18 protein-coding genes are annotated in these 19,096 nt (G+C 63.0%); 10 read left to right on the top strand and 8 right to left on the bottom strand.

Annotated elements, in window-relative coordinates:
- Window positions 1-36: 36 nt before the first annotated feature.
- From ACYG9Y_RS03370 to ACYG9Y_RS03360, 3 genes are all read right to left on the bottom strand, one after another.
- Window positions 37-384, bottom strand: coding sequence for a hypothetical protein (locus ACYG9Y_RS03370; protein ID WP_023713954.1), 348 nt, complete (start codon window positions 382-384; stop codon window positions 37-39).
- Between the two features lie 153 nt (window positions 385-537).
- On the bottom strand, window positions 538-768 hold the full coding sequence (locus tag ACYG9Y_RS03365) for a hypothetical protein (RefSeq protein WP_023670004.1): 231 nt from the start codon (window positions 766-768) through the stop codon (window positions 538-540).
- A gap of 39 nt (window positions 769-807) precedes the next feature.
- Window positions 808-1,110: a hypothetical protein gene (locus ACYG9Y_RS03360; RefSeq protein ID WP_023683677.1), complete on the bottom strand. Its 303-nt coding sequence runs from the start codon at window positions 1,108-1,110 to the stop codon at window positions 808-810.
- A 258-nt stretch (window positions 1,111-1,368) separates the two neighbouring features.
- Between ACYG9Y_RS03360 and ACYG9Y_RS03355 the strand changes: the two genes are divergently transcribed.
- From ACYG9Y_RS03355 to ACYG9Y_RS03345, 3 genes are all read left to right on the top strand, one after another.
- Window positions 1,369-2,085: a response regulator gene (locus ACYG9Y_RS03355; RefSeq protein WP_023670002.1), complete on the top strand. Its 717-nt coding sequence runs from the start codon at window positions 1,369-1,371 to the stop codon at window positions 2,083-2,085.
- The gene (locus ACYG9Y_RS03350; RefSeq protein ID WP_023686151.1) at window positions 2,082-3,491 is read left to right on the top strand and encodes an ATP-binding protein; all 1,410 of its coding nucleotides are present in this window, start codon (window positions 2,082-2,084) and stop codon (window positions 3,489-3,491) included. The genes ACYG9Y_RS03355 and ACYG9Y_RS03350 overlap by 4 nt, the downstream gene beginning before the upstream one ends.
- Before the next feature lie 93 nt (window positions 3,492-3,584).
- Window positions 3,585-3,989, top strand: coding sequence for a YciI family protein (locus tag ACYG9Y_RS03345; RefSeq protein WP_023686152.1), 405 nt, complete (start codon window positions 3,585-3,587; stop codon window positions 3,987-3,989).
- Window positions 3,990-4,016: 27 nt separating this feature from the next.
- Here the strand turns inward: ACYG9Y_RS03345 and ACYG9Y_RS03340 are convergent, their stop codons facing one another.
- Together ACYG9Y_RS03340 and ACYG9Y_RS03335 are read right to left on the bottom strand one after the other, a co-directional pair.
- On the bottom strand, window positions 4,017-5,492 hold the full coding sequence (locus ACYG9Y_RS03340; RefSeq protein WP_023737799.1) for a pyridoxal phosphate-dependent decarboxylase family protein: 1,476 nt from the start codon (window positions 5,490-5,492) through the stop codon (window positions 4,017-4,019).
- Between the two features lie 19 nt (window positions 5,493-5,511).
- Window positions 5,512-6,597: a PLP-dependent cysteine synthase family protein gene (locus ACYG9Y_RS03335; protein WP_023737798.1), complete on the bottom strand. Its 1,086-nt coding sequence runs from the start codon at window positions 6,595-6,597 to the stop codon at window positions 5,512-5,514.
- 202 nt (window positions 6,598-6,799) lie between these two features.
- Between ACYG9Y_RS03335 and ACYG9Y_RS03330 the strand changes: the two genes are divergently transcribed.
- Window positions 6,800-8,830, top strand: coding sequence for a transcriptional regulator (locus tag ACYG9Y_RS03330; protein WP_050593095.1), 2,031 nt, complete (start codon window positions 6,800-6,802; stop codon window positions 8,828-8,830).
- A gap of 97 nt (window positions 8,831-8,927) precedes the next feature.
- On the opposite strand, the gene choV is transcribed toward ACYG9Y_RS03330, so the two are convergent.
- From choV to ACYG9Y_RS03315, 3 genes are all read right to left on the bottom strand, one after another.
- On the bottom strand, window positions 8,928-10,109 hold the full coding sequence (choV, locus tag ACYG9Y_RS03325; RefSeq protein ID WP_023737796.1) for a choline ABC transporter ATP-binding protein: 1,182 nt from the start codon (window positions 10,107-10,109) through the stop codon (window positions 8,928-8,930).
- A complete protein-coding gene (gene choW / locus ACYG9Y_RS03320) occupies window positions 10,106-10,960 on the bottom strand; it encodes a choline ABC transporter permease subunit (protein WP_023669995.1) in 855 nt (284 codons plus the stop codon). Before choW ends, choV begins: the two co-directional genes overlap by 4 nt.
- 136 nt (window positions 10,961-11,096) lie before the next feature.
- The gene (locus ACYG9Y_RS03315) at window positions 11,097-12,032 is read right to left on the bottom strand and encodes a choline ABC transporter substrate-binding protein (protein WP_023686157.1); all 936 of its coding nucleotides are present in this window, start codon (window positions 12,030-12,032) and stop codon (window positions 11,097-11,099) included.
- 237 nt (window positions 12,033-12,269) lie between these two features.
- Here ACYG9Y_RS03315 and ACYG9Y_RS03310 point away from each other — a divergent pair, with 237 nt between their 5' ends.
- The 6 genes from ACYG9Y_RS03310 to ACYG9Y_RS03285 all read left to right on the top strand — a co-directional run bounded on the left by ACYG9Y_RS03310 (window position 12,270) and on the right by ACYG9Y_RS03285 (window position 19,039).
- Window positions 12,270-12,881, top strand: a complete 612-nt coding sequence (locus ACYG9Y_RS03310; RefSeq protein WP_023669993.1) for a thymidine kinase — start codon at window positions 12,270-12,272, stop codon at window positions 12,879-12,881.
- 14 nt (window positions 12,882-12,895) lie between these two features.
- Window positions 12,896-14,074, top strand: a complete 1,179-nt coding sequence (locus ACYG9Y_RS03305; RefSeq protein ID WP_023737795.1) for a glycosyltransferase — start codon at window positions 12,896-12,898, stop codon at window positions 14,072-14,074.
- Window positions 14,075-14,159: 85 nt separating this feature from the next.
- The gene (locus ACYG9Y_RS03300) at window positions 14,160-14,543 is read left to right on the top strand and encodes a c-type cytochrome (RefSeq protein WP_023737794.1); all 384 of its coding nucleotides are present in this window, start codon (window positions 14,160-14,162) and stop codon (window positions 14,541-14,543) included.
- A gap of 299 nt (window positions 14,544-14,842) precedes the next feature.
- Window positions 14,843-15,931, top strand: a complete 1,089-nt coding sequence (locus ACYG9Y_RS03295) for a hypothetical protein (protein ID WP_023737793.1) — start codon at window positions 14,843-14,845, stop codon at window positions 15,929-15,931.
- A 27-nt stretch (window positions 15,932-15,958) separates the two neighbouring features.
- On the top strand, window positions 15,959-17,104 hold the full coding sequence (locus ACYG9Y_RS03290; RefSeq protein WP_023683666.1) for a hypothetical protein: 1,146 nt from the start codon (window positions 15,959-15,961) through the stop codon (window positions 17,102-17,104).
- A gap of 24 nt (window positions 17,105-17,128) precedes the next feature.
- Window positions 17,129-19,039, top strand: a complete 1,911-nt coding sequence (locus ACYG9Y_RS03285) for an ATP-binding protein (RefSeq protein WP_023737792.1) — start codon at window positions 17,129-17,131, stop codon at window positions 19,037-19,039.
- Window positions 19,040-19,096 lie beyond the last annotated feature (57 nt).

The following is a 19,096-nucleotide window of genomic DNA, read 5'->3' as shown; positions in this document are numbered from 1 at the left end:
CTGCCGTTCACAAATTTAGGAAGTGTATGCTGCGGTTCAACGGCCCTGGCGATTGGCGACGCGACGAGCCTGGAATTGCCGTGCGCTGGATGCCGCATCCGGCCTTGATCCGGCCGCCTTGTATTCGACCCAGGCGACCGCGAGCCAGCCGAAGAAGCAGGCCAGCGCCGCGCCGGTGATCACGGTAAGCAGCAGGCTTTGCCATGGTGTGATGTATTGCCAGCTGCTGGAGATTGCCGGTGCAAACAGCGACGGCTCCGTGCGCCCGCTCACCGGATCGGGCACCGGGCTGGCGGTGAACTGGATCAGCACCCTGACCATTGCCGAGGCCACAAGGCCGCCGATGGCCATCGAGCGCAGAATGGATGAAAGCCGCTTCTTCATGCGGGCTATCCTACCGGACCGGCATTGCAAACGGGTTAAAGTCCTGGGTGGCCGGCACCCATCAACGGGTAATCATGCTCACACGACAAGGCCGCTCCAGCCGGGGGGGTGCTGGAGCGGCCTTGTTACAGACAAGCCTGTTGGCTGTCTGGATCAGGCCTTCGGGGCGTCCGTCTTGACGACCTTCTTCGCCTTCTTGTGCTTCTTGACGGGCTTCTTGGCGACGACCTTCTTCACCGGGGGCTTGGCGGTCGTGGTCGCCGGAGCGGTGGTCGTGGAAGCAGCCGGAGCAGCGGTCGTGGTGGCAGCGGCATTGCCCAGAGCCGGCATTGCGAAAGCGAGAGCGACGGCGAGACCGGTGGCGGAGAGGATGGACTTTTTCATGGCTTCATTTCCTTCTTTGTGCGGGTCGTGTTTCGAGTGTCACTGAACCGGGTCGATCGGTGTCACTCCAAGCAGCTTCAAAGCGTTCGCGAGCATCCGGATACCCTGTGCCTGTTTCTTGTTGGCGCAGAACCGGTTTCCCTTTCTTTGCAGTGCTTTCGCCGCGGTGACCTGCGTTGCCGCGGCATGGGTTTCAAGGGCTTCGTCTACCTGGCGATTGAGATCGATGCAGCGCTCGCTCCTTGTGATCGGCGTCACCTTTGCGGTTGTGGCTCCGACCGCGGCTGTGACGAGCGGAATGCTGAGCAGCGCACCCATCAAGCTGATCGTGAACCTGTGCATTGGTGATGTCCGTTACTCCGGAGACTTCGCGTCGCAGCCGATGTCCTGACCGCCACGGCACCCTTTATGCCCTTGATTCTTTTCGGGAGTTTTTCCGGACTATAGAATTTTGTTTCTGAATTGTTTCTGGCAAATCGGCTTTGCGGGCGATCATCGCCGCTGGCCAACATGTGGCCAGAATTCTATCGTGTGGGTGACGCCACAGAAGCAGACTCAGAAGGCAGCCGCCGACCGGCCGCCAGCAATGACAGGATCGCCGTGAAATCCGATGCGCACATACTGATCGTCGACGACGACAAGGGCATTCGCGACCTGCTTCAGGAATTCTTCCAGAAGCGCGGCCTGCGCACCACGGTTGCCGCCGACGGCGTCGAGATGGAAGACATACTGCGCCGCACGCAGGTAGACCTGATCGTGCTTGATGTGATGCTGCCGGGAAAGAGCGGGCTGGAGCTCTGCCGCGACCTGCGCGCCAGCTACTCGACGCCGATCATCATGCTGACGGCGGTCACCGAGACCACCGACCGCGTCGTCGGCCTGGAAATGGGCGCCGACGATTATGTGCCCAAACCCTTCGATCCGCGCGAGCTGCTGGCCCGTATCCGCGCCGTTTTGAGGCGCAATGGTGCTGCCGAGCCGAAGCGGGCCACCACCAAGCAGATCTATCATTTTGCCGGCTGGACGATGGACTGCTCGCGCCGCCGGCTGATGGCGCCGGGCGACGTCAGGGTCGAACTGACGATGGCGGAGTTCAACCTGTTGCAGACCTTCGTCAAAAGCGCGCAGCGCGTCCTCACCCGTGACCAGCTCATCGAGCTTTCCGGCGGTGACAGCGACTATTCCTTCGACCGCAGCATCGACATCCTGGTCAGCCGTCTCAGGCGCAAGATGGAAGACGACCCCAAGACGCCGAAACTGATCCTGACCGTGCGCAGCGGCGGCTACCAGTTCCTGCCCGAGACCACCTCCGAATGAGACGTTTCCTGCCGCAAACCCTGCCGGTCTGGGTTTTGCTCATCGTCATTGCCGGCCTGCTGATCAGCCAGGTCGCCACGCTCTACATCGTCTCGCGCGATCGTGCCGTCGCCAATGACGAGGTCGATCTCTACCGGCTTAACGACCGCGCCTATTCGCTGGTGCAGCTGATGCATGACGACACGCCGGAGCAGCGCAAGCTGACGGCCTCCGGTCTGTTCAACGCCACCTATGCGCTCACCGTTTCGGACACGCCCGCGGTCACCTCGTCGATCGCCGGCGACGACGAACTGGCCGAACTCGAGGACATCCTGGTCGGGCGGCTGTCGAAATTCGGCATCACCGACGCCCGCGTCCGGCGCGATCCGGCAACCCAGGCAGCCAACGCGCCTGGCGGTGTGGCCGTGACCAAGGATGTGGGCGCGGTGGAGCGTGACCTGTTATCGCTGGCGGCCAGCTTCGCCCAAAGCGACAAGCTGACGGCCTCTGTCCGCTTCGCCGACGGCCAATGGCTGAATTTCACCGAGCCCAACACGCCGGTCGGACCGATATTGAGCTTCGACAGCCTGCCGCTCTATTCGCTGATCGCGGCCCTGGTGGTGATCATGTCGATCTGGTCGCTGCGCCGGCTGACGGCGCCCTATCGGATGATGGAAACCGCGGTCAACCGGATCGGCACGGATCTGAAGAGCCCGCCGATCGCCGAGACCGGCAGCCGCGAAATCCGCGCCGCGGCCAAAGCCGTCAACGCCATGCAGGTCCGGCTGCGCGACTATGTCGAGGACCGCGAACATCTGGCCGCCGCGCTCGCCCACGATCTGCGCACGCCGCTGACCCGCATGCGGCTGCGCCTCGAACTGTTGCGCAGATCGACCGCGCGCGAGGCGCTGGCCCACGACCTCGCCGACATCGAGAGCATCGCCAGCTCCGTCATCGACTTCGCCACCTTCGAAGTCACCGAGGAGAAGAGCGAGCGGATCGATTTCTGGTCGCTGGTGGAATCGATCGCCGACAGTTTCGAGGACGTCACGTTCGACCATGACGGCGCCAGGCCGCGTGGCATGATCTGCATCGCGCGACCGGTGGCGCTGAAGCGCTGCGTCAACAATCTGGTCCAGAATGCCGTGACCTACGGCAAGAAAGCCCATGTCAGCCTGCGGCAGTCGGACGGCACGGTCACGCTGGTCATCCGCGACGAGGGGCCGGGCATACCGCAGGCGCAGCTCGACCAGGTGTTCGGTTCCTTCGTGCGGCTGGAGCAATCGCGCAACCGCCAGACCGGCGGTCTCGGCCTCGGCCTGACCATTGCCCGCAACATTGCGCGTGCCGCCGGCGGCGATGTCAACCTGTCCAACCGTCCCTGCGGCGGCCTGCTGACGGAGCTCAGCCTGCCGCTGGCGGCATGAGGCAGCAGACTAGCGTCTCGATGGGCACCGGGGGTGGATCAGCCAACCCAACCTTGCAATAGTGCAGCCGCTCGAACAGGAGGAGATCGCCGCATGTTTTACGCCATCCTGGCCTATCACGTCGAACAGACCATCCAGTCCCTGACGCCGCAGCAGGATGCGGCGCTGATGCACGACCTGCTCGAAGTCAACGCCAGGCTGACCCGCGAAGGCAAGCTCGGGCCGGCGGCAAGACTGGGCGCGACCGCCGACGCCGTGACGCTGCGCGGTCCGGGCGAAGGCATCGTCATCGACGGGCCGTTTGCCGAGACCAAGGAACAATTGCTGGGTCTTTATGTCCTCGACTGCGCCACGCAGGAGGCGGCGATTGCAGCCGCGCGCGACTTGCGCCGCGTGAATCCCTCGGCAGTCTACGAAATCCGGCCGATCACATTTTACCTTCCCGGCCTGGCGTTCCCCGTGACGAAGGGCGATTTCCAGGAGGCCGCCAGCGGCTGAGAGCCGCTTGCTCTACCCCATGGCCGGTCAGGCAGAAGCGATCTCGTTGCCCAGGCGGACCGTTTCGGCGACGAGAAGGTCGAGATCCTCGCGCCGGGTCCGGTGGTTGTTGATCGCCACCCTGAGGCAATGCCGGCCTTGCACCGTGGTATCGGAAATGGCGGCGGTTCCGTCTTCCTGAAGCCTCAGCATGATCTCGGTGTTGAGCGCTTTCGCGCGCTCGCCATCGAGACCATCCGCGCGATAGCGGAAGCAGACGATGTTGATGCTGGTCGGCGCCGTCAGTTCGAGCGCTGGTTCGGCCGCGATCAGCCCTGAGAGATACTGCCCCTGCGCAATGTTCTGGTCGATCAGGCGGCCGAATTTTTCGACGCCGTGTTCTCGCAATGCCATCCACACTTTGAGTGCCTTGAAGCCGCGTGACGTCTGCAGGCCGTAATCGTGCAGCCATTGGCCGGAGGCGAGGCCGCGCGGTGTCGACTCCAGATATTCCGGCGTCACCGCGAAGGTCTTGCCATGCGCCGAGGCATCCCGCACCAGCGCGCAGCCTGCCTCGAAAGGCGCATGCAGCCATTTGTGCGGATCGAGCGCGATGGAATCGGCCCATTCGATGCCGGCGACGCGATGTGCATTCTCAGGCGCGATCGCGATCAGCGCGCCGATGCAGCCGTCGACATGGAACCAGAGGTCCTCCTCATGCGCCAGCTTGGCCAGCGCCTGCAGATCGTCGATGGCGCCGGTGTTGACAGTGCCGGCGTTGCCGATGATGCAGGCCGGCTTGAACCCGGCCGCGCGATCTTCCGATATCGCAGTCCTCAAACCTTCAATGTCGATGCGCAGGCCGGCGTCGCTGGCAATGCGCCGCAGCGCCTTGTTGCCGAGGCCGAGCGCTTCCATCGCCTTGCGGTGACAGGAATGGACCTGGTCCGAGCCATAGAAACGCAACGGCTTTTCGATGGCTCCAACGCCGTGCTCGCGCACGTCGATGCCGGCCTTGGTGTTGCGCGCCACGGTCAGCCCGATGATGTTGGCCATCGAACCGCCGCTGACCAGCGTGCCGCTAGCCGAAGCCGGCATGCCGGTAATCTGCTTGCACCAGTCGACGACCTGTCCATCCATCAGGGCGGCGGCATGATTGCCGCCGCCGAGATTGGAGCCCTGGATTGCCGCCAGGAAATCGCCGAGCGCGCCGGTGAAGTTGCTCGACCCCATATACCAGGACCAGAAGCGCGGATGGATGTTGCCCATCGGATAGGGCATCACCTTGTTCACGACATCGCCATAGATGTCGGCAAGCGGGGTCGGCGATTGCGGCAGCGAGGCGGTGAAGAAATCCCTCACATCTCCAGGCATCTCCTGCCACACCGGCCGTTGCCTGACATCGCGCAGGTAAGCGACGGCATCGTCAACGATCCGATGCGACAGGCTTTGCACATCGGCCCAGTCCGAGGGGTCAAGCGTTTCCTCGGTACTGGTAGCCGAGTGTCCAGGCATCGCGTCCATGCAGATTGCTCCCGCGTCATCATGCCGGGAACTGGCAACCGGGCGTCGAGCGCGAGAGAGCAAGCTCTTCCGCATTCATCTCGGCCTCAATGCCATCGAACAGCGGCGTCGACATATAGCGTTCGCCGGTATCGGGAAGCATGCACAGGATCACCGATCCGGCCGGCGCTGTGCCGGCGATCTGGCGCGCCACGGCAAAAGCCGAACCGCCGGAAATGCCGGTGAAGATGCCTTCCTGCTGCGCCAGCGCCTTGGCCCATTTCATGCCCTCCGACCCGGCGATCGGCATCACCTCGTCATAGAAGTTGCCAGCGATGGCCTCCTGCAGGACGTGCGGGATGAAATCCGGCGTCCAGCCCTGGATCGGGTGCGGTTCGAAAGCCGGATGGCTGGCGGCCGGCGCTCCGCCGGCGCCACGCATCTGCGGCTTGCCGCTGCCGACAAGCTGCGCATTGGCCGGTTCGGTGAGCACGATCCGGGTCTCAGGCCGCTCGCGGCGCAGCACCCGCGCCACGCCGGCGACGGTGCCGCCGGTGCCGTAGCCGGTGACGAAATAGTCGAGCCGCGAGCCGGCGAAATCGTTGACGATCTCGCGTCCCGTGGTTGCTTCATGGATGTCGGCGTTGGCCTTGGTCTCGAACTGGCGGGCCAGGAACCAGCCATTGGCTTCGGCCAGTTCCACCGCCTTCTTGTACATGCCGAAGCCTTTCTCCGCGCGCGGCGTCAGCACCACCTTGGCGCCCAGCATCCGCATCAGCTTGCGGCGCTCGACCGAGAAACTGTCGGCCATCGTCACCACCAGCTTGTAGCCCTTCTGCGCACAGACCATGGCAAGACCGATGCCCGTGTTGCCGCTGGTCGCCTCGACGATGGTCTGTCCTGGCTTGAGCGCGCCGGTGCGTTCACCTTCCTCGATGATGTTGAGCGCCAGCCGGTCCTTCACCGACGCCGCCGGATTGAAGAACTCGGCCTTGACGTAGATGGTGGCGTGCGCCGGTCCGAGATTATTGACGCGGATGACCGGCGTGTCGCCGATGGTGTCGAGAATGCTGTCGAACAGGCGGCCGCGGCCGGCCGTGGTTCTGATTTTCTGCTGATGCAACATGGGTAAACTCCTGGTTTTGGTCACGGGCCGGTTACACACCGGCGGTTTGGGCGACGAGGTTTCGACACCTTGCCGCACTACAGGTCCTTGACGTACGGCAGTGTGGTAAACACCACATTCGGCGCACAAATTTTGCGAGCCGGGTGCACTTTGTCGTGCTCGGTGGTAAAGCAGGGGCCGGCAGGTCAGCGTGGGAGCAGGCGTGGTATCTGGCGTGGAATCGAGCCTGGCGAGCAGCCATCAAGGTGTTGTCGTGCGCCTGTTTGGGCCGCCGACGATTGCGCGCGACGGCGTCCCGGTGGTCTTGCCGGCATCGCGCAAGCTGCGCGCGCTGCTGGCCTATCTGGCGCTGGCGCCCCATCCGGTCGGACGTGGCAAGCTCTGCGAGTTGCTGTGGGATATTCCAAATGATCCCAGGGGTGAGCTTCGCTGGTGCCTGAGCAAGCTGCGGGCCGCGCTCGACGAACCGGGCCGCCGCAGGATCGAAACATCGGGCGATACGATCGCGCTCGACCTCGACGGCATCTCAGTCGACGTTCTGGATGTCGCGGCGGCGGCTGCCGCAGGCATCGAAACGCTCGAGCCGACGCGACTGCAGTTGCTCTCCGACCTGTTCGTCGGCGACTTCCTCGAAGGGCTGGAGATCGACCGCAGCCCTCTCTTCAACAGCTGGCTGACCGCGCAGCGCCGCCGTTTCGGCTCCTGCTACGCGGCTATACTGGAACATCTGGTCAAGACGCTGCCGGCCGATTCCGAAGACGTCTCCGCCCATCTCGAAAAATGGCTGGAATTGACCCCGTTCGACAGCAGCGCCCATGTCGCACTCCTGGTGAGGCTGGCGCGGCGCGGCCAGTTCCGTGCCTGCGAGGACCATCTTGCCGCAGCAGCATCGCTCTTCCAATCGGAAGAGCTGGATTTCGGCCCCGTGCGCCAGGCGTGGCTTGCCATTCGCGCGGAACGTCACTGCGCCACTTTGCCGGCACAGCCTGCGGTTGCGCCGGTGGCGGGCCACAGTCCGATCGCGCTTGCCGCCACCGAAGCCGCGACGCCGCACAAGGCTGCGCTGGCCGTGATGCCATTTGGCGAAGACGCCGGCAGCGGCGTTCGTGGCGGGTTGGCCGATGGCTTGACCCACGACATCATCACCCGCCTCGCCAAGCTCAGGGACTTCTTTGTCATCGCCCGGGGCTCGGTCTTTGCGCTGGCAGAAAGGAACATCGCGCCGGAAGATGCCGGCCGAAGGCTGAATGTCGACTATGTCGCCACCGGCACGGTGCGCAGCTTGACCGGCCGCCTGATCGTCACCGTCGAGCTCGTCGAGGTCCGCACAGCCAGGATCGTCTGGGCCGAGACCTTCGAGCGCAAGCCCGACGATCTTTTCGCCGTGCTTGACGATATCGGCAACAGCATCGTGGCCTCGGTCTCATCCGAGATCGAGACCGTCGAGCGCAACCGCGCCATGCTGAAAGCGCCCAATTCACTTAACGCCTGGGAGGCCTACCATCGCGGCCTCTGGCACATGTATCGCTTCACCCGCAGCGAGAACGACCTCGCACGGCATTTCTTCGACATTGCTGTCAGGCAGGATCCGACCTTCACCCGCGCCTATGCCGGCCTCTCCTTCACCCACTGGCAGAGCGCCTTCCAGCGCTGGGGCGACCGCGACCAGGACAGCGTGCTTGCCTTTGAGGCGGCCGGCCAGAGCCTTTTGGTCGACGATCATAATCCCGCCGCGCACTGGGCGATGGGCCGGGCGCTGTGGCTACGCGGCGAGGGTGACGCGTCCGTGCTCGAACTGCAAAGAGCCGTCGACCTCAGCCCGAACTTCGCGCTTGGCCACTATGCGCTGTCCTTCGTGCATTCGCAGTCGGGCGACCCGCAAGCGGCGATCGGGTCGTCGGATCATTCGCGCCATCTGTCGCCGTTCGACCCGATGCTGTTCGGCATGCTGGGCGCACGCGCCATGGCGCATGTCCGCCTCGGCCAGTTCGACGAGGCAGCCGAATGGGCGCTGAAAGCGGCTGCCCGCCCCAACGCCCATGTCATCATCCTGTCGATCGCCGCTCACTGCCTGGCGTTGGCTGGGCGGCTGGACGAGGCGAAAAACTTCGCCGCCGCCATCCGCAAGACGCTTCCGGACTACCGTGCGGACGACTTCATCCACACCTTCCGCTTCGACCGGGATGCCACAGCCCTGTTCAAGCTCGGCGCCACGCGCATCGGTCTGGCTTAGAGCATGATCCCAAAAAGTGGGTACCGGTTCTTGGAAAAGATCATGCTCCAACAAAGGGTTAGATCATGATGAGATTTCAACCAAATCTCATCATGATCTAGCGCCGCAACACCGCGCTCAGCACGTCGCGTATGCCGATCGCCCCGACAAAGCGCGACTGGTCGTCGAACAGCGCCACGGGTGCCGTCTGCGAGCGGTGCATGGCCAGCATCACCGTCTTCAGCGAGGTCCCGGGATTGGCCCAGAACACTTGCGCCGTCTCCTCCGGCTGCGCCTCGACATCGGCGCATGAAACCCATACCGCCGGTTTGCCGTCGCGTTCCGCCGCCGCCACCAGCCCGTGCTCGTCGATCTTGAAGCGCGTCGTCTTGCGCCGGTCGAGCCACACCCAGCCATTATCGCCGTGCTCGAGGTCGCGGCTGTCGCGCATGACGTTCCAGGCGGTCAGCACCGACAACGGATTCACATTGGCGATGAAGTCGCGGACATAGTCATTGGCGGGCTTGAGCACGATGTCTTCCGGCGCCCCGGTCTGCACGATGCGCCCGCCTTCCATGATGGTGATATGGGTGCCGATCTTCAGCGCCTCTTCCAGATCATGGCTGACGAAGATGATGGTCTTCTTCAGCTCCGCCTGCAGCTGCAGCAATTCGTCCTGCAGCTTGGTGCGGATCAGCGGATCGAGCGCCGAGAACGGCTCGTCCATCAGCAGGATCGGCGCCTCGGTGGCGAAGGCACGGGCCAGGCCGACGCGCTGCTGCATGCCGCCGGACAGTTCATGCGCGTATTTCCTCGACCACTGGTCGAGATTGACCAGTTTCAGCTGGCGTTGCACGCGCTCCTTGCGCTCTTGCTCCGGCACGCCGGCAAGTTCGAGGCCAAGGCCGACATTCTCCTCCACCGTACGCCAAGGCAGCAGGCCAAACTGCTGGAACACCATCGCCACCTGCTTCTGGCGCAGCCGCCGCAGCGTCGCCTGATCGCAGGTCACGACATCGACGATATTGTCCCCGTCCCTGACCAGCACCTGGCCGCGCGACACCACATTCAGCCGGTTGACTGCCCGCAGCAGGGTCGACTTGCCCGAGCCGGACAGGCCCATCAGCACCGAGATTTCGCCCTCATGGACGGTCAGGCTGGCGCCGGCGCAACCCAGCACATTGCCGGTCTTTTCGAGGATTTCGGCGCGCGTGGCGCCGCCATCGATCAGCGCCAGCGAACCGGCCTGGTCGGACCCGAAGACGATATCGACATTTTTGAAATCGACGGCGACGGTCATTTCTTGCCTCCAACGCCGATACGCGTCATTCGGTCGAGCACGATGGCGAGTACGACAATCGCGAGGCCCGCCTCGAGCCCGAGATCGATGCGGCGCGAGCCGAGCGCGCGGTTGATTTCAGTGCCGAGGCCGCCGGCGCCGATCAGTGCTGCAAACACCACCATCGACAGCGACAGCATGATCGATTGCGTCAGCCCGGCCATGATGGTCGGCAAGGCCGAGGGCAGCTCGACCTTCCAAAGCAATTGCTGTTTGGTGGCGCCGAACGCCTCGCCTGCCTCGATGATCGACTTCGGCACCGAGACGACGCCGAGATGGGTGAGCCGGACCGCAGTCGGGATGACGAAGATGATGGTGACGATGAGGCCGGGCGCGTTGCCGAGACCGAACAGGGTCAGGACCGGGATCAGGTAGACGAAGGTCGGCAGCGTCTGCATCAAGTCGAGCACCGGCAGCATGATGCGGTAGACCTTCGGCTTGTGCGCGGCCCAGATGCCGAGCGGCACGCCGATGGCCATCGCCATGGCGGCGGCCGCCACGACCAGCACCAGCGTCTGCACCGTCTGCTTCCAGAGGTTCTGGTTGATGATGAAGATCAGGCCGAGAAAGACGCCTATGGCCAGCGGGCGCGAGCGCTGCAGCAGCCAGGCGATGATGGCGATGATCAGCGCCAGCAGCACCGGCGGCACCATCAAAAGGATGCCAACCAGCCCGTCGAGCAGGAAATTGAGGCCATTCGAGAAGGCCCTGAACACGGTGTCGAAATTGTCGGTGAGGAAACCGAAGAACGCCTTTCCCCAGGCGCCGATCGGTATCTTGTGATCGACCATGAATTTCGAAATCGGATCCATATCGCCCCTCTCATGCGAGAGACCGCCTGCTTCCGGCCTCCGCTCTCATTAGGTCATCTTCTCACAGGATATGAAAAAGGGCAGCCTTTTCTAGATTGGCTGCCCTTCCTGGTTCGGCTTGGCCGAATTAGTCGGCTCAGCTTCCGAGCGCGGTCTTGACCGCCGCTGCCGCATCGCCGCCATCGAAGGTGGTGACGCCGGCAATCCACGGCGCAACCGCGTCAGGGTGCTTCTTCAGCCAGTCGGCTGCGACCGTGTTGGCGTCGCCGCCCTTCAGGATCGCGTCCATCATCTCGCCTTCCATGTCCAGGTTGAACTTCAGGTTGGCGATGAACTTGCCGGCATTCGGGCATTCGGTGGTGTAGCCCTTGCGCACATTGGTGTAGACGGTGGCGGCGCCGAAGCCGCTGTCGCCCATGCCGTCGAGATAGGTGAGCTTCATGGCGCCCATCACCGGATGCGGCGTCCAGCCGAGGAACGCGATCCACTCATTGTTCTTGATCGACTGCTCGGCCTGCGTCAGCATGCCGGCTTCCGAGGACTCGACCAGCTCGAAGCCTTCGAGATTGTCCTTCGGGTTCTTGATCATGTCGAGGATGATGCGGTTGCCGTCATTGCCCGCCTCGATGCCGTAAATCTTGCCGTTGAACTTGTCCTTGAACTTGCCGATGTCGGTCAGCGACTTGACGCCGGCCTCCGCGACATAGGTCGGTACGACGATGCCGTAGCCGGCGCCGGTCAGGTTGGTGCCGATCGTCTCGACCGAACCATCGGCGGTGTAGTCCTTGATGTCGTTGGTCATCGACGGCATCCAGTTGCCGAGGAAGACGTCGAGATCCTTGTTTTTCAGCGACGCCATGGTCACCGGTACCGATAGCTGGATCGTCTGCGGCTCGTAGCCGAGCGCGGTGAGCAGCACCGAAGCGACGCCGGTGGTTGCCTGGATGTCGGTCCAGCCGACATCGGAAAGGCGCACCGCCTTGCAGCTCTCCGGATCGCCGGCAAGTGCAGCGCTCGTGGACAGAAAAGTCGCCAGGCCGAGGCCGGCGACGAAGGTGTTCATACGCGACATTGGCAGTCTCCCATTGTGATTCTTTGGCGAAGCGTAGTTACGGTTTCTCTGCCCGCCTTGTTTCGTCAGCCAAACACCATTCTGGTGTGGTTTCAAGCGCTAAGACAATCACGATCAACGGCGCGGACTGGCCAAACAGCGACACGCCCGCCGCTTTTTCGATTGCAGACGGCTTTTCCCATCAAATGCAGCGGTGCCCTCTCCCCGCGCCGCGCCAACTCGGCTTAAAAGGACGGCATGGCCAAGCTCTACTTCCACTATGCGACGATGAATGCCGGCAAAACGACAATGCTGCTGCAGGCGTCCTACAATTATCGCGAACGCGGTATGACGACGATGCTGTTCGTCGCCGGCCACTACAGAAAGGGCGACACCGGGCTGATCTCGTCGCGCATCGGCCTGGAGACCGAGGCCGAGATGTTCCGCGACGGCGACGATCTCTACGCTCGCGTCGCCGAGCATCACGAACATACGACGGTGCATTGCATCTTTGTCGACGAGGCGCAATTTCTCGAGGAAGAGCAGGTCTGGCAGCTCGCCCGTATCGCCGACCGGCTGAACATCCCGGTGATGTGCTACGGCCTGCGCACCGATTTCCAGGGCAATCTGTTTTCCGGTTCGCGAGCGCTTCTGGCCATCGCCGACGATCTGCGCGAAGTGCGCACCATCTGCCGCTGCGGCCGCAAGGCGACGATGGTCGTGCGTCTCGGCGCTGACGGCAAGGTGGCCAGACAAGGCGAACAGGTGGCGATCGGCAAGGACGTCTATGTCTCGCTCTGCCGCCGCCACTGGGAAGAGGAAATGGGCCGCGCCGCGCCCGACGATTTCATTGGCTTCACCAGAGGCTGAACGGCCGGGACAACATGAAAATTCTGCAGTTCACAGTCGATTGCCCGTTTCCGCCGGTCTCCGGCGGAGAGATCCGGAACGCCGCCAATGCACGCGCCCTGGCATCGATGGGCGAGGTCCTGACGGTAAGCCTGACTGGCGCCCCGGCACCCTCCACACCGCCGAACATCCGTCACCGGATCATCGAGGCAGCGCGCGGCAGGGCGCCCTGGGGCAGGCGCAGCCCGCACCCGACCGTGCATATGATGCCGGACGACGAGCTGGCCGAAGCCGACGCCATCTGGAGGGAATTCGCGCCCGATCTCGTGGTGATCGAGGAGATCGTGCTTTCGCAGCTGCTGACGCTGGCGCCGAAGCATCGCGCGCGCACCGTCCTTGACCAGCACAACATCGATTCCCGGACGGTGTCCGACCGGATCGCCGGCCTGACGCTGTGGCAGCAAATTCGTGACTGGCGCCAAAACAGGCGAAGGAAGGCAGAGGCGCGCGAAGCCGACAGGTGTGCGGCTGCCCTGGCCGACCAGGTCTGGGTTTGTTCGCGGGCCGACGAAGCGCTTCTGTCCGCTCTCGGCCCCGTCAACGACGTCAGGTTCGTCGCCAACCCCATTCCAGACGAGAGCGTGCTTTCCCTGCCGATTGCTGCCGAGCGCTTCAGTGAGCTCAGCCTGTGCTTCATCGGGCATCTCGGCTATTTCCCCAACATCGACGCCGTCAAGCAGATCGGCCGCGCGATGGCGCCGCGCCTCGCCGCTTCCGGCCGGCCCTGGTCGATCACCGTCGCCGGCAGAAACCCGCGCGATGTGGTGCGCGGTCTATGCACCAGGCATGGTCTGCGGTTGATCGAGAACCCGCCGCATCTGCCGGAATTGCTTGGGCGTGCCGGCTATGCGCCGATCCCGCTGCGCTTCGGCGGCGGAACCCGCATCAAGGTGCTGGAGGCGATGGCGGCGGGCCTTGTCGTCGCCGCCACAGAAAAGGCCGTCGAAGGGCTTGGGCTGCAGGCGGGCAGGCATTTCCTGTCCAGCGACGATGCCGGCAAGTTGGCATCGAAAATCATCGATCTCGCGACACGCCCGCAAGCGGCCGCCGAGATGGCGGAGATCGGCCGCGCTTTCGTGCGCGATAACCATTCGTCGGCGGCGATTGAAAAGCAGGTCAAGCAGGCGGTTGCGGCGATCCCGCGCACGGATTGAGCCGGTCCGCTATCCAGCCGCCATACTGCGTTTGTTAAGGCCTGCAGCCTATTTTGCCCTCAGCCATAGCCAGCCGGGAACCGCCATGCTTCGAGCCATTTCATCAGCCCTTGTCATTTACTTGGCCGGTATCCTCGCCGCGCAGGCCGACGGCGATGCAGCACTTGGCAAGAAAGTGTTCTACCGCTGCATGGCCTGCCACGAGGCGGCAAGCGACCGCGACAAGGTCGGCCCGCATCTCCTCGGTATCGTCGGCCGCACCGCCGGCACCGCCCAGAATTTCAACTATTCGCAGGCCATGAAGGACGCCGGCGCGGCCGGCCTCGTCTGGGACGAAGCCAACCTCAAAGCCTATCTTGGCGCTCCCAAGCTGAAAGTACCCGGCAACAGGATGGGCTTCTCCGGCCTGAGCAGCGACGAGGACATCGCCAACGTCATCGCCTATCTGAAGGCCGATCCGAAGCCTTGAACGGGCGCGATGCGTAGCGTGATCTCGCGCTTGCAACTCATTGGGCCCTCTATCGAATTCGGACACCTACACTGTCCGAGATCGACTGCTTCGCAGACGCCAAAGTTCAATGACGGTTGAACAATACTTGGCCGGCTGGTTAATCACGCCATGACCCCGCCTTCATTGCCTTTCAAGACGACCGCGTATGTTTTTGTTTTCGGGGCGGGTCTTGTCTTGCGTCTTTCAATCCCCTGATACCCCACATATATTCGCCGCTGTTCGCAGCCAGCGACCGGAAGCCGAAGCGGGAGGCCCCTATGGCGACATTGCAGAATTTCGATGCCGAAATTGCCAAGACCAGGCAGGTCGTGCAGGACATGCGCTCCAAGATCGAGCAGTCGGGCACGGTGCTTGATACGCTGGCCACCGCCGACAAGAAGATCGGCGACGCCAATTTCGACATCGAGAATGCCCGCATTGAGGACGTGCTGAAGCAGCAGAAGGTGATGGAAGGCAACATTGCCGACCTGATCATCGGGCTGGAAGACGCCACCAACGTCTTCGGCACCGAATTCGAGAGCATGAAGAACTACACCGGCTGGGAAAGCTTCGTCGGCGTCTTCTCGGCGCAACGCAAGCAGCGCATGCGCACCGACCGCGTCCGCAACATGTCGCTGGCCGGCAATCTGCAGGAGCTTCTGGTCAAGTCCGACACCATCGTCGGCATCCTGAAAGCGCAGAAAGAGGTCCTCGACCAGCGCTACAAGACCTCGGAAAACAGCCTGTCGCAGGTGATCGAGCGCCGCAAGGTCACCATGACCAACCTCGAGGCGGTGCAGAAGCGCATCGAGGAGGTCAATCCGCTGCTGCTCGACATCGAAAACAAGATCGCCGCTTCTACCAGTCAGAAGGAGCGCACGCATCTTGAGGGCGAGCGCTCGAAACTGGCGACCGAATACAATGAAAAGCAGGCCAAGGAGCAGGAGCTTCTGGCCGAAAGCCAGACGCTGGAACGCTACACCTCGATGTTCCAGACCTTCGTCGATTCGCTCAACAATCAGATCGCAGCGCAGTCGACGCTTATCAACAAGCTGACCATCGATACCGAGCAGCGCATCGTGCTCTACAAGGCACTGGAAGATTCCTTGAAGACCGCCGCCCAGCAGGATGTCGCCCACAAAATCAACACGCTGGGCAGCCAGGTCGACAACACCGCCGAAGAGACCATGGCCGGCATTGGCGCCGCCTCGCAAAAGCACATCGGCGATCTTCTCGAAATGCACGAGAAGAACATGGTCGCCAGCTCCGACATCCAGCGCCGCAAGAAGCTCGCCGACGACGCCTTCGCCCGCCGTTTCGACGACGTGATGAAGAAGCACAATTCGGCCAACTACGTGCAGTCGTAAGGAGCGGCTGCACGCGGGCACACCGGCATGACTCCCGAAAACGAAGCGGCGGCGCGCTATTTTTCCGCCATCACGGCGGCACTCAGCGGCCTTGAAGTGTTCATGCGCGACGACCGCTCGCCGCTTTACCGGCACGGCATCGTTGCCAAGATCGTCGCCGAATACATTGCCCGGCTGGACAAATCGTTTTCCTGCTGGCGCAACCGGCTCGGCTTCATGGACACGTTCCGCATTTCGCGCGCCGACAGCGGCTATCCCGTCTTCCAGAACCTGCTCGAACTGGAAAATGACCGCCGCCAGGCCGAGGCGCGGCTGGCCAACATTCCGCTGGCCGGCGAATTGCGCGAGGAAATGGCCGACTTCATCCTGCGCCACAAGGAATTCCCCGAAGCGCTGCAGAAGTCGATGGCCGAGCGGCTCTATCTCGAGGACGTCAAGAGCGAACAGACTTTTGGCCCGTTCTCGCTGGCGCAGACGGCCAAGGTCTCGGTCAATCCAAAGACCGGGCGTCCCTATTACCTCGTGCACTGGGCGAGCTTCGACGGCAGCGCCAACCTGCCGCTCGTCTACATGGTGACGGTGGAGGATTCTTCCGAAAGCATGATCCGGCAGCTCGTTGACAGCAACGGCAAGCTCAATGAACGGGTCGACATCCCGCTGCCGGTGGACGGCCTGCTCAACCCCGAACTCGCCCATCGCTTCGACGATTTCACCGAGAAGAATTCCGCCTACACGCTTTCGCCCGCAACGATTGCGGTCAATCTCGACAAGGATTTCGAGCCGCTGCACCCTAAGCAGCTGCGCCGCGTCGTGCTCGGCCCCTTTTATTCCGCAGGCATTACGGACAACAATTCGACCGTGACCGAGGTGCTGGCCAAGGTGCGCAAACCGGAAAATGCCTGGCTGCTCACCTGGACCATCCAGGAGGTCTACTCCAAGGGCGAGAAACCCGGCCGCAAGGGCCTGTTTTCGAGCGAGAAGACCACGCAGGAATTCTTTATCAACACCGACGATCTCGAAGCCGCGCGCCAGGGTGTGTCGAGCTACGAGAACCACGCCCTGATCCCGCACGAAGCCTATCAAGCACTCTACGCCGCCGGCGAAGCTCAAAAGATCTTTTCCGGCTACAAGGTTCACATCCTGTCAAATGGGCAGGTGATTTCAGATGTCTGACCGTCACATCGCGGAGCATCCTTCATGGACACCGGCCTGACCACCATTCCGGAAGCGGCTATCGAAAAGCACCGCGCAACCGCGCAAAGCTTCATCACTCGCGTCGTCGTGCTGGAGGATCCTTCACGCGAATCCGGCACCGCGCTTGCCGGCACCAACCGCCGCTTCGTCTCCACCGTCTCGGTCGGCTCGGTGCGCCGTACCCGCGAGGTCGAGCTTACCAAGACCGTCGCCGCGATCCATCCCGACGACCAGTTGATGAGCATCCCGCAGCACACGCTGCTGTTCCGCGCCCGCCGCGGCCTGGCGATTGCGCTCGCCATCTCCGACGTCTTCGCCGAGGGCTCCGACCTCGAAAGCCTCCAGGCCAAGAACACCCGCGCGCCTCTTGAGGGCGATGAGGCGGCGACCTTCAAGAAGCTTCTGTCAGCCTCGGCTTACGTTTCAGCCTTCAGCCTCGCCTCTTACCTGTTCCAGCTGATCGACAGCGACGGCGAGGCTCCCAACGATATCCCCGAACCGGACTTCCTGTTCGACACGCCGCAGGACGCGGTGAAGTCGATCGTCGCCGGGTTGGACAAGGCGATTGCAGGCTCCAAGGACGATGGCGACCTGACGACGCGCGCGCGAGCTTTTGCACGGGTCGCCATTGATGGGCTGCTGGCCCGCAAAGGCCGCTTCGACGGCATCGGTCCGTTCGAGAACGCCCATATCCGCATCGACGCCGACGATTTCACCCTCGACGGCTTCGACGTCGCGCCCGGCAAGCGTTCGAAACCGCTGGTGATGACCTTCAAGAAGCCCGAAGAGGTCGTCGGCAACCACATCGCCAAATACCAGTCGGTCAAGCTCGCCAAGATGCTGATGGCCTATGATTTCGAGCGCGAGCTGAACCCGTTCGTCGAGCTCGGCGGCTTCCTCTTCACCTTCATCGGCGATGGCGCGCCGGGCACCGGCAAGACGACGCTGATCCAGATGATCGCCGGCCTCGTCAACAATTATTGCCAGGTTGCCGGCTATCCCTTCGCCTATGAGAATTTCGGCGTCGACCAGATCTCGTCCTACCAAGGCAAATCCGGCCAGAATTGCCGCCAGTTCATCAACAATGTCTTGAACCCACGTGTCATCGGTTTCGGCACCGTCGACGACATCGACCAGGTGGCGGCCCGCCGCTCCGACGACCGCGCCTCGGCCGGCCAACAGGAAATCACCGGCGTCTTGATGGACGCCTTTGCCGGCGCCGGCACGGTGGTGCGCGGCAATTGCTCGTTCGGCATGTTTTCCAACTATCCCGAAAATGTCGACGATGCGCTGCGCCAGCGCGCCGGGGCCCGCTGGCTGGTCGACGGCCCACAGAGCCGCGACGACTATATCGACATCTTCGTCCTGCTTGCCGGCAAGAACCACAAGATCCCACTCGGCGACCACAAGCTCTACGCCGCGCAGGAGATCCAGCGCGCGGTGACCGAAGCCTATGAGAAGCACGAGAAGCCTCAGGAAGACGGGCTGATGAAGGTCTATGAGCGCTACATGAAGGAGAATGGCGCGCCGAAATCGATGGCCGACATCGGCACTTATCTGCACCTGATCAAGGATGCCGAGCCGCGCTTCACCGGCCGAGCCATCAAGAACGTCACCGACGCCATCAAGATGCGCGCCATGGACATCGAGCTGCCCGACGACTGGTTCGAGAAGCCGGAAGCCTTCATGCACAAGGGCTACGACGAAAAGAAGGCCATGATCGAGGAACTGCGGGGGCCGTTCTCGATGGACATGGTCATGCAGGAGATCAACCGCTACGCCGACTCAGAGTTCCGCTATTCCGACAAATCCGACGACGCCGCGGTGGAGAAGCTGCTGCGCGACGCACGCCTGCGCGAACGGGCGGGGCGCGAGATGGAGGAGATGAAGAAGAAGGGGCTCTGGAATGCGTGAGCTTCCTTCGCTGCCCGCGGGTGCTGAAAGGCTTGGCGCTAACGCTGACGCCCCCCT

Source organism: Mesorhizobium sp. W050, assembly GCF_054719535.1.
The sequence above is the reverse complement of the archived record's forward strand: the minus strand, read 5'-3'. Positions and strand labels throughout refer to the sequence as shown.

What these genes read in the sequence shown, in the direction of transcription:
- ACYG9Y_RS03370 (WP_023713954.1), bottom strand. Translation starts at nt 384, where the DNA reads ATGAAGAAGCGGCTTTCATCCATTCTGCGCTCGATGGCCATCGGCGGC.
- ACYG9Y_RS03365 (WP_023670004.1), bottom strand. Translation starts at nt 768, where the DNA reads ATGAAAAAGTCCATCCTCTCCGCCACCGGTCTCGCCGTCGCTCTCGCT.
- ACYG9Y_RS03360 (WP_023683677.1), bottom strand. Translation starts at nt 1,110, where the DNA reads ATGCACAGGTTCACGATCAGCTTGATGGGTGCGCTGCTCAGCATTCCG.
- ACYG9Y_RS03350 (WP_023686151.1), top strand. Translation starts at nt 2,082, where the DNA reads ATGAGACGTTTCCTGCCGCAAACCCTGCCGGTCTGGGTTTTGCTCATC.
- ACYG9Y_RS03345 (WP_023686152.1), top strand. Translation starts at nt 3,585, where the DNA reads ATGTTTTACGCCATCCTGGCCTATCACGTCGAACAGACCATCCAGTCC.
- ACYG9Y_RS03340 (WP_023737799.1), bottom strand. Translation starts at nt 5,492, where the DNA reads ATGGACGCGATGCCTGGACACTCGGCTACCAGTACCGAGGAAACGCTT.
- ACYG9Y_RS03335 (WP_023737798.1), bottom strand. Translation starts at nt 6,597, where the DNA reads ATGTTGCATCAGCAGAAAATCAGAACCACGGCCGGCCGCGGCCGCCTG.
- choV (WP_023737796.1), bottom strand. Translation starts at nt 10,109, where the DNA reads ATGACCGTCGCCGTCGATTTCAAAAATGTCGATATCGTCTTCGGGTCC.
- choW (WP_023669995.1), bottom strand. Translation starts at nt 10,960, where the DNA reads ATGGATCCGATTTCGAAATTCATGGTCGATCACAAGATACCGATCGGC.
- ACYG9Y_RS03315 (WP_023686157.1), bottom strand. Translation starts at nt 12,032, where the DNA reads ATGTCGCGTATGAACACCTTCGTCGCCGGCCTCGGCCTGGCGACTTTT.
- ACYG9Y_RS03310 (WP_023669993.1), top strand. Translation starts at nt 12,270, where the DNA reads ATGGCCAAGCTCTACTTCCACTATGCGACGATGAATGCCGGCAAAACG.
- ACYG9Y_RS03305 (WP_023737795.1), top strand. Translation starts at nt 12,896, where the DNA reads ATGAAAATTCTGCAGTTCACAGTCGATTGCCCGTTTCCGCCGGTCTCC.
- ACYG9Y_RS03300 (WP_023737794.1), top strand. Translation starts at nt 14,160, where the DNA reads ATGCTTCGAGCCATTTCATCAGCCCTTGTCATTTACTTGGCCGGTATC.
- ACYG9Y_RS03295 (WP_023737793.1), top strand. Translation starts at nt 14,843, where the DNA reads ATGGCGACATTGCAGAATTTCGATGCCGAAATTGCCAAGACCAGGCAG.
- ACYG9Y_RS03290 (WP_023683666.1), top strand. Translation starts at nt 15,959, where the DNA reads ATGACTCCCGAAAACGAAGCGGCGGCGCGCTATTTTTCCGCCATCACG.
- ACYG9Y_RS03285 (WP_023737792.1), top strand. Translation starts at nt 17,129, where the DNA reads ATGGACACCGGCCTGACCACCATTCCGGAAGCGGCTATCGAAAAGCAC.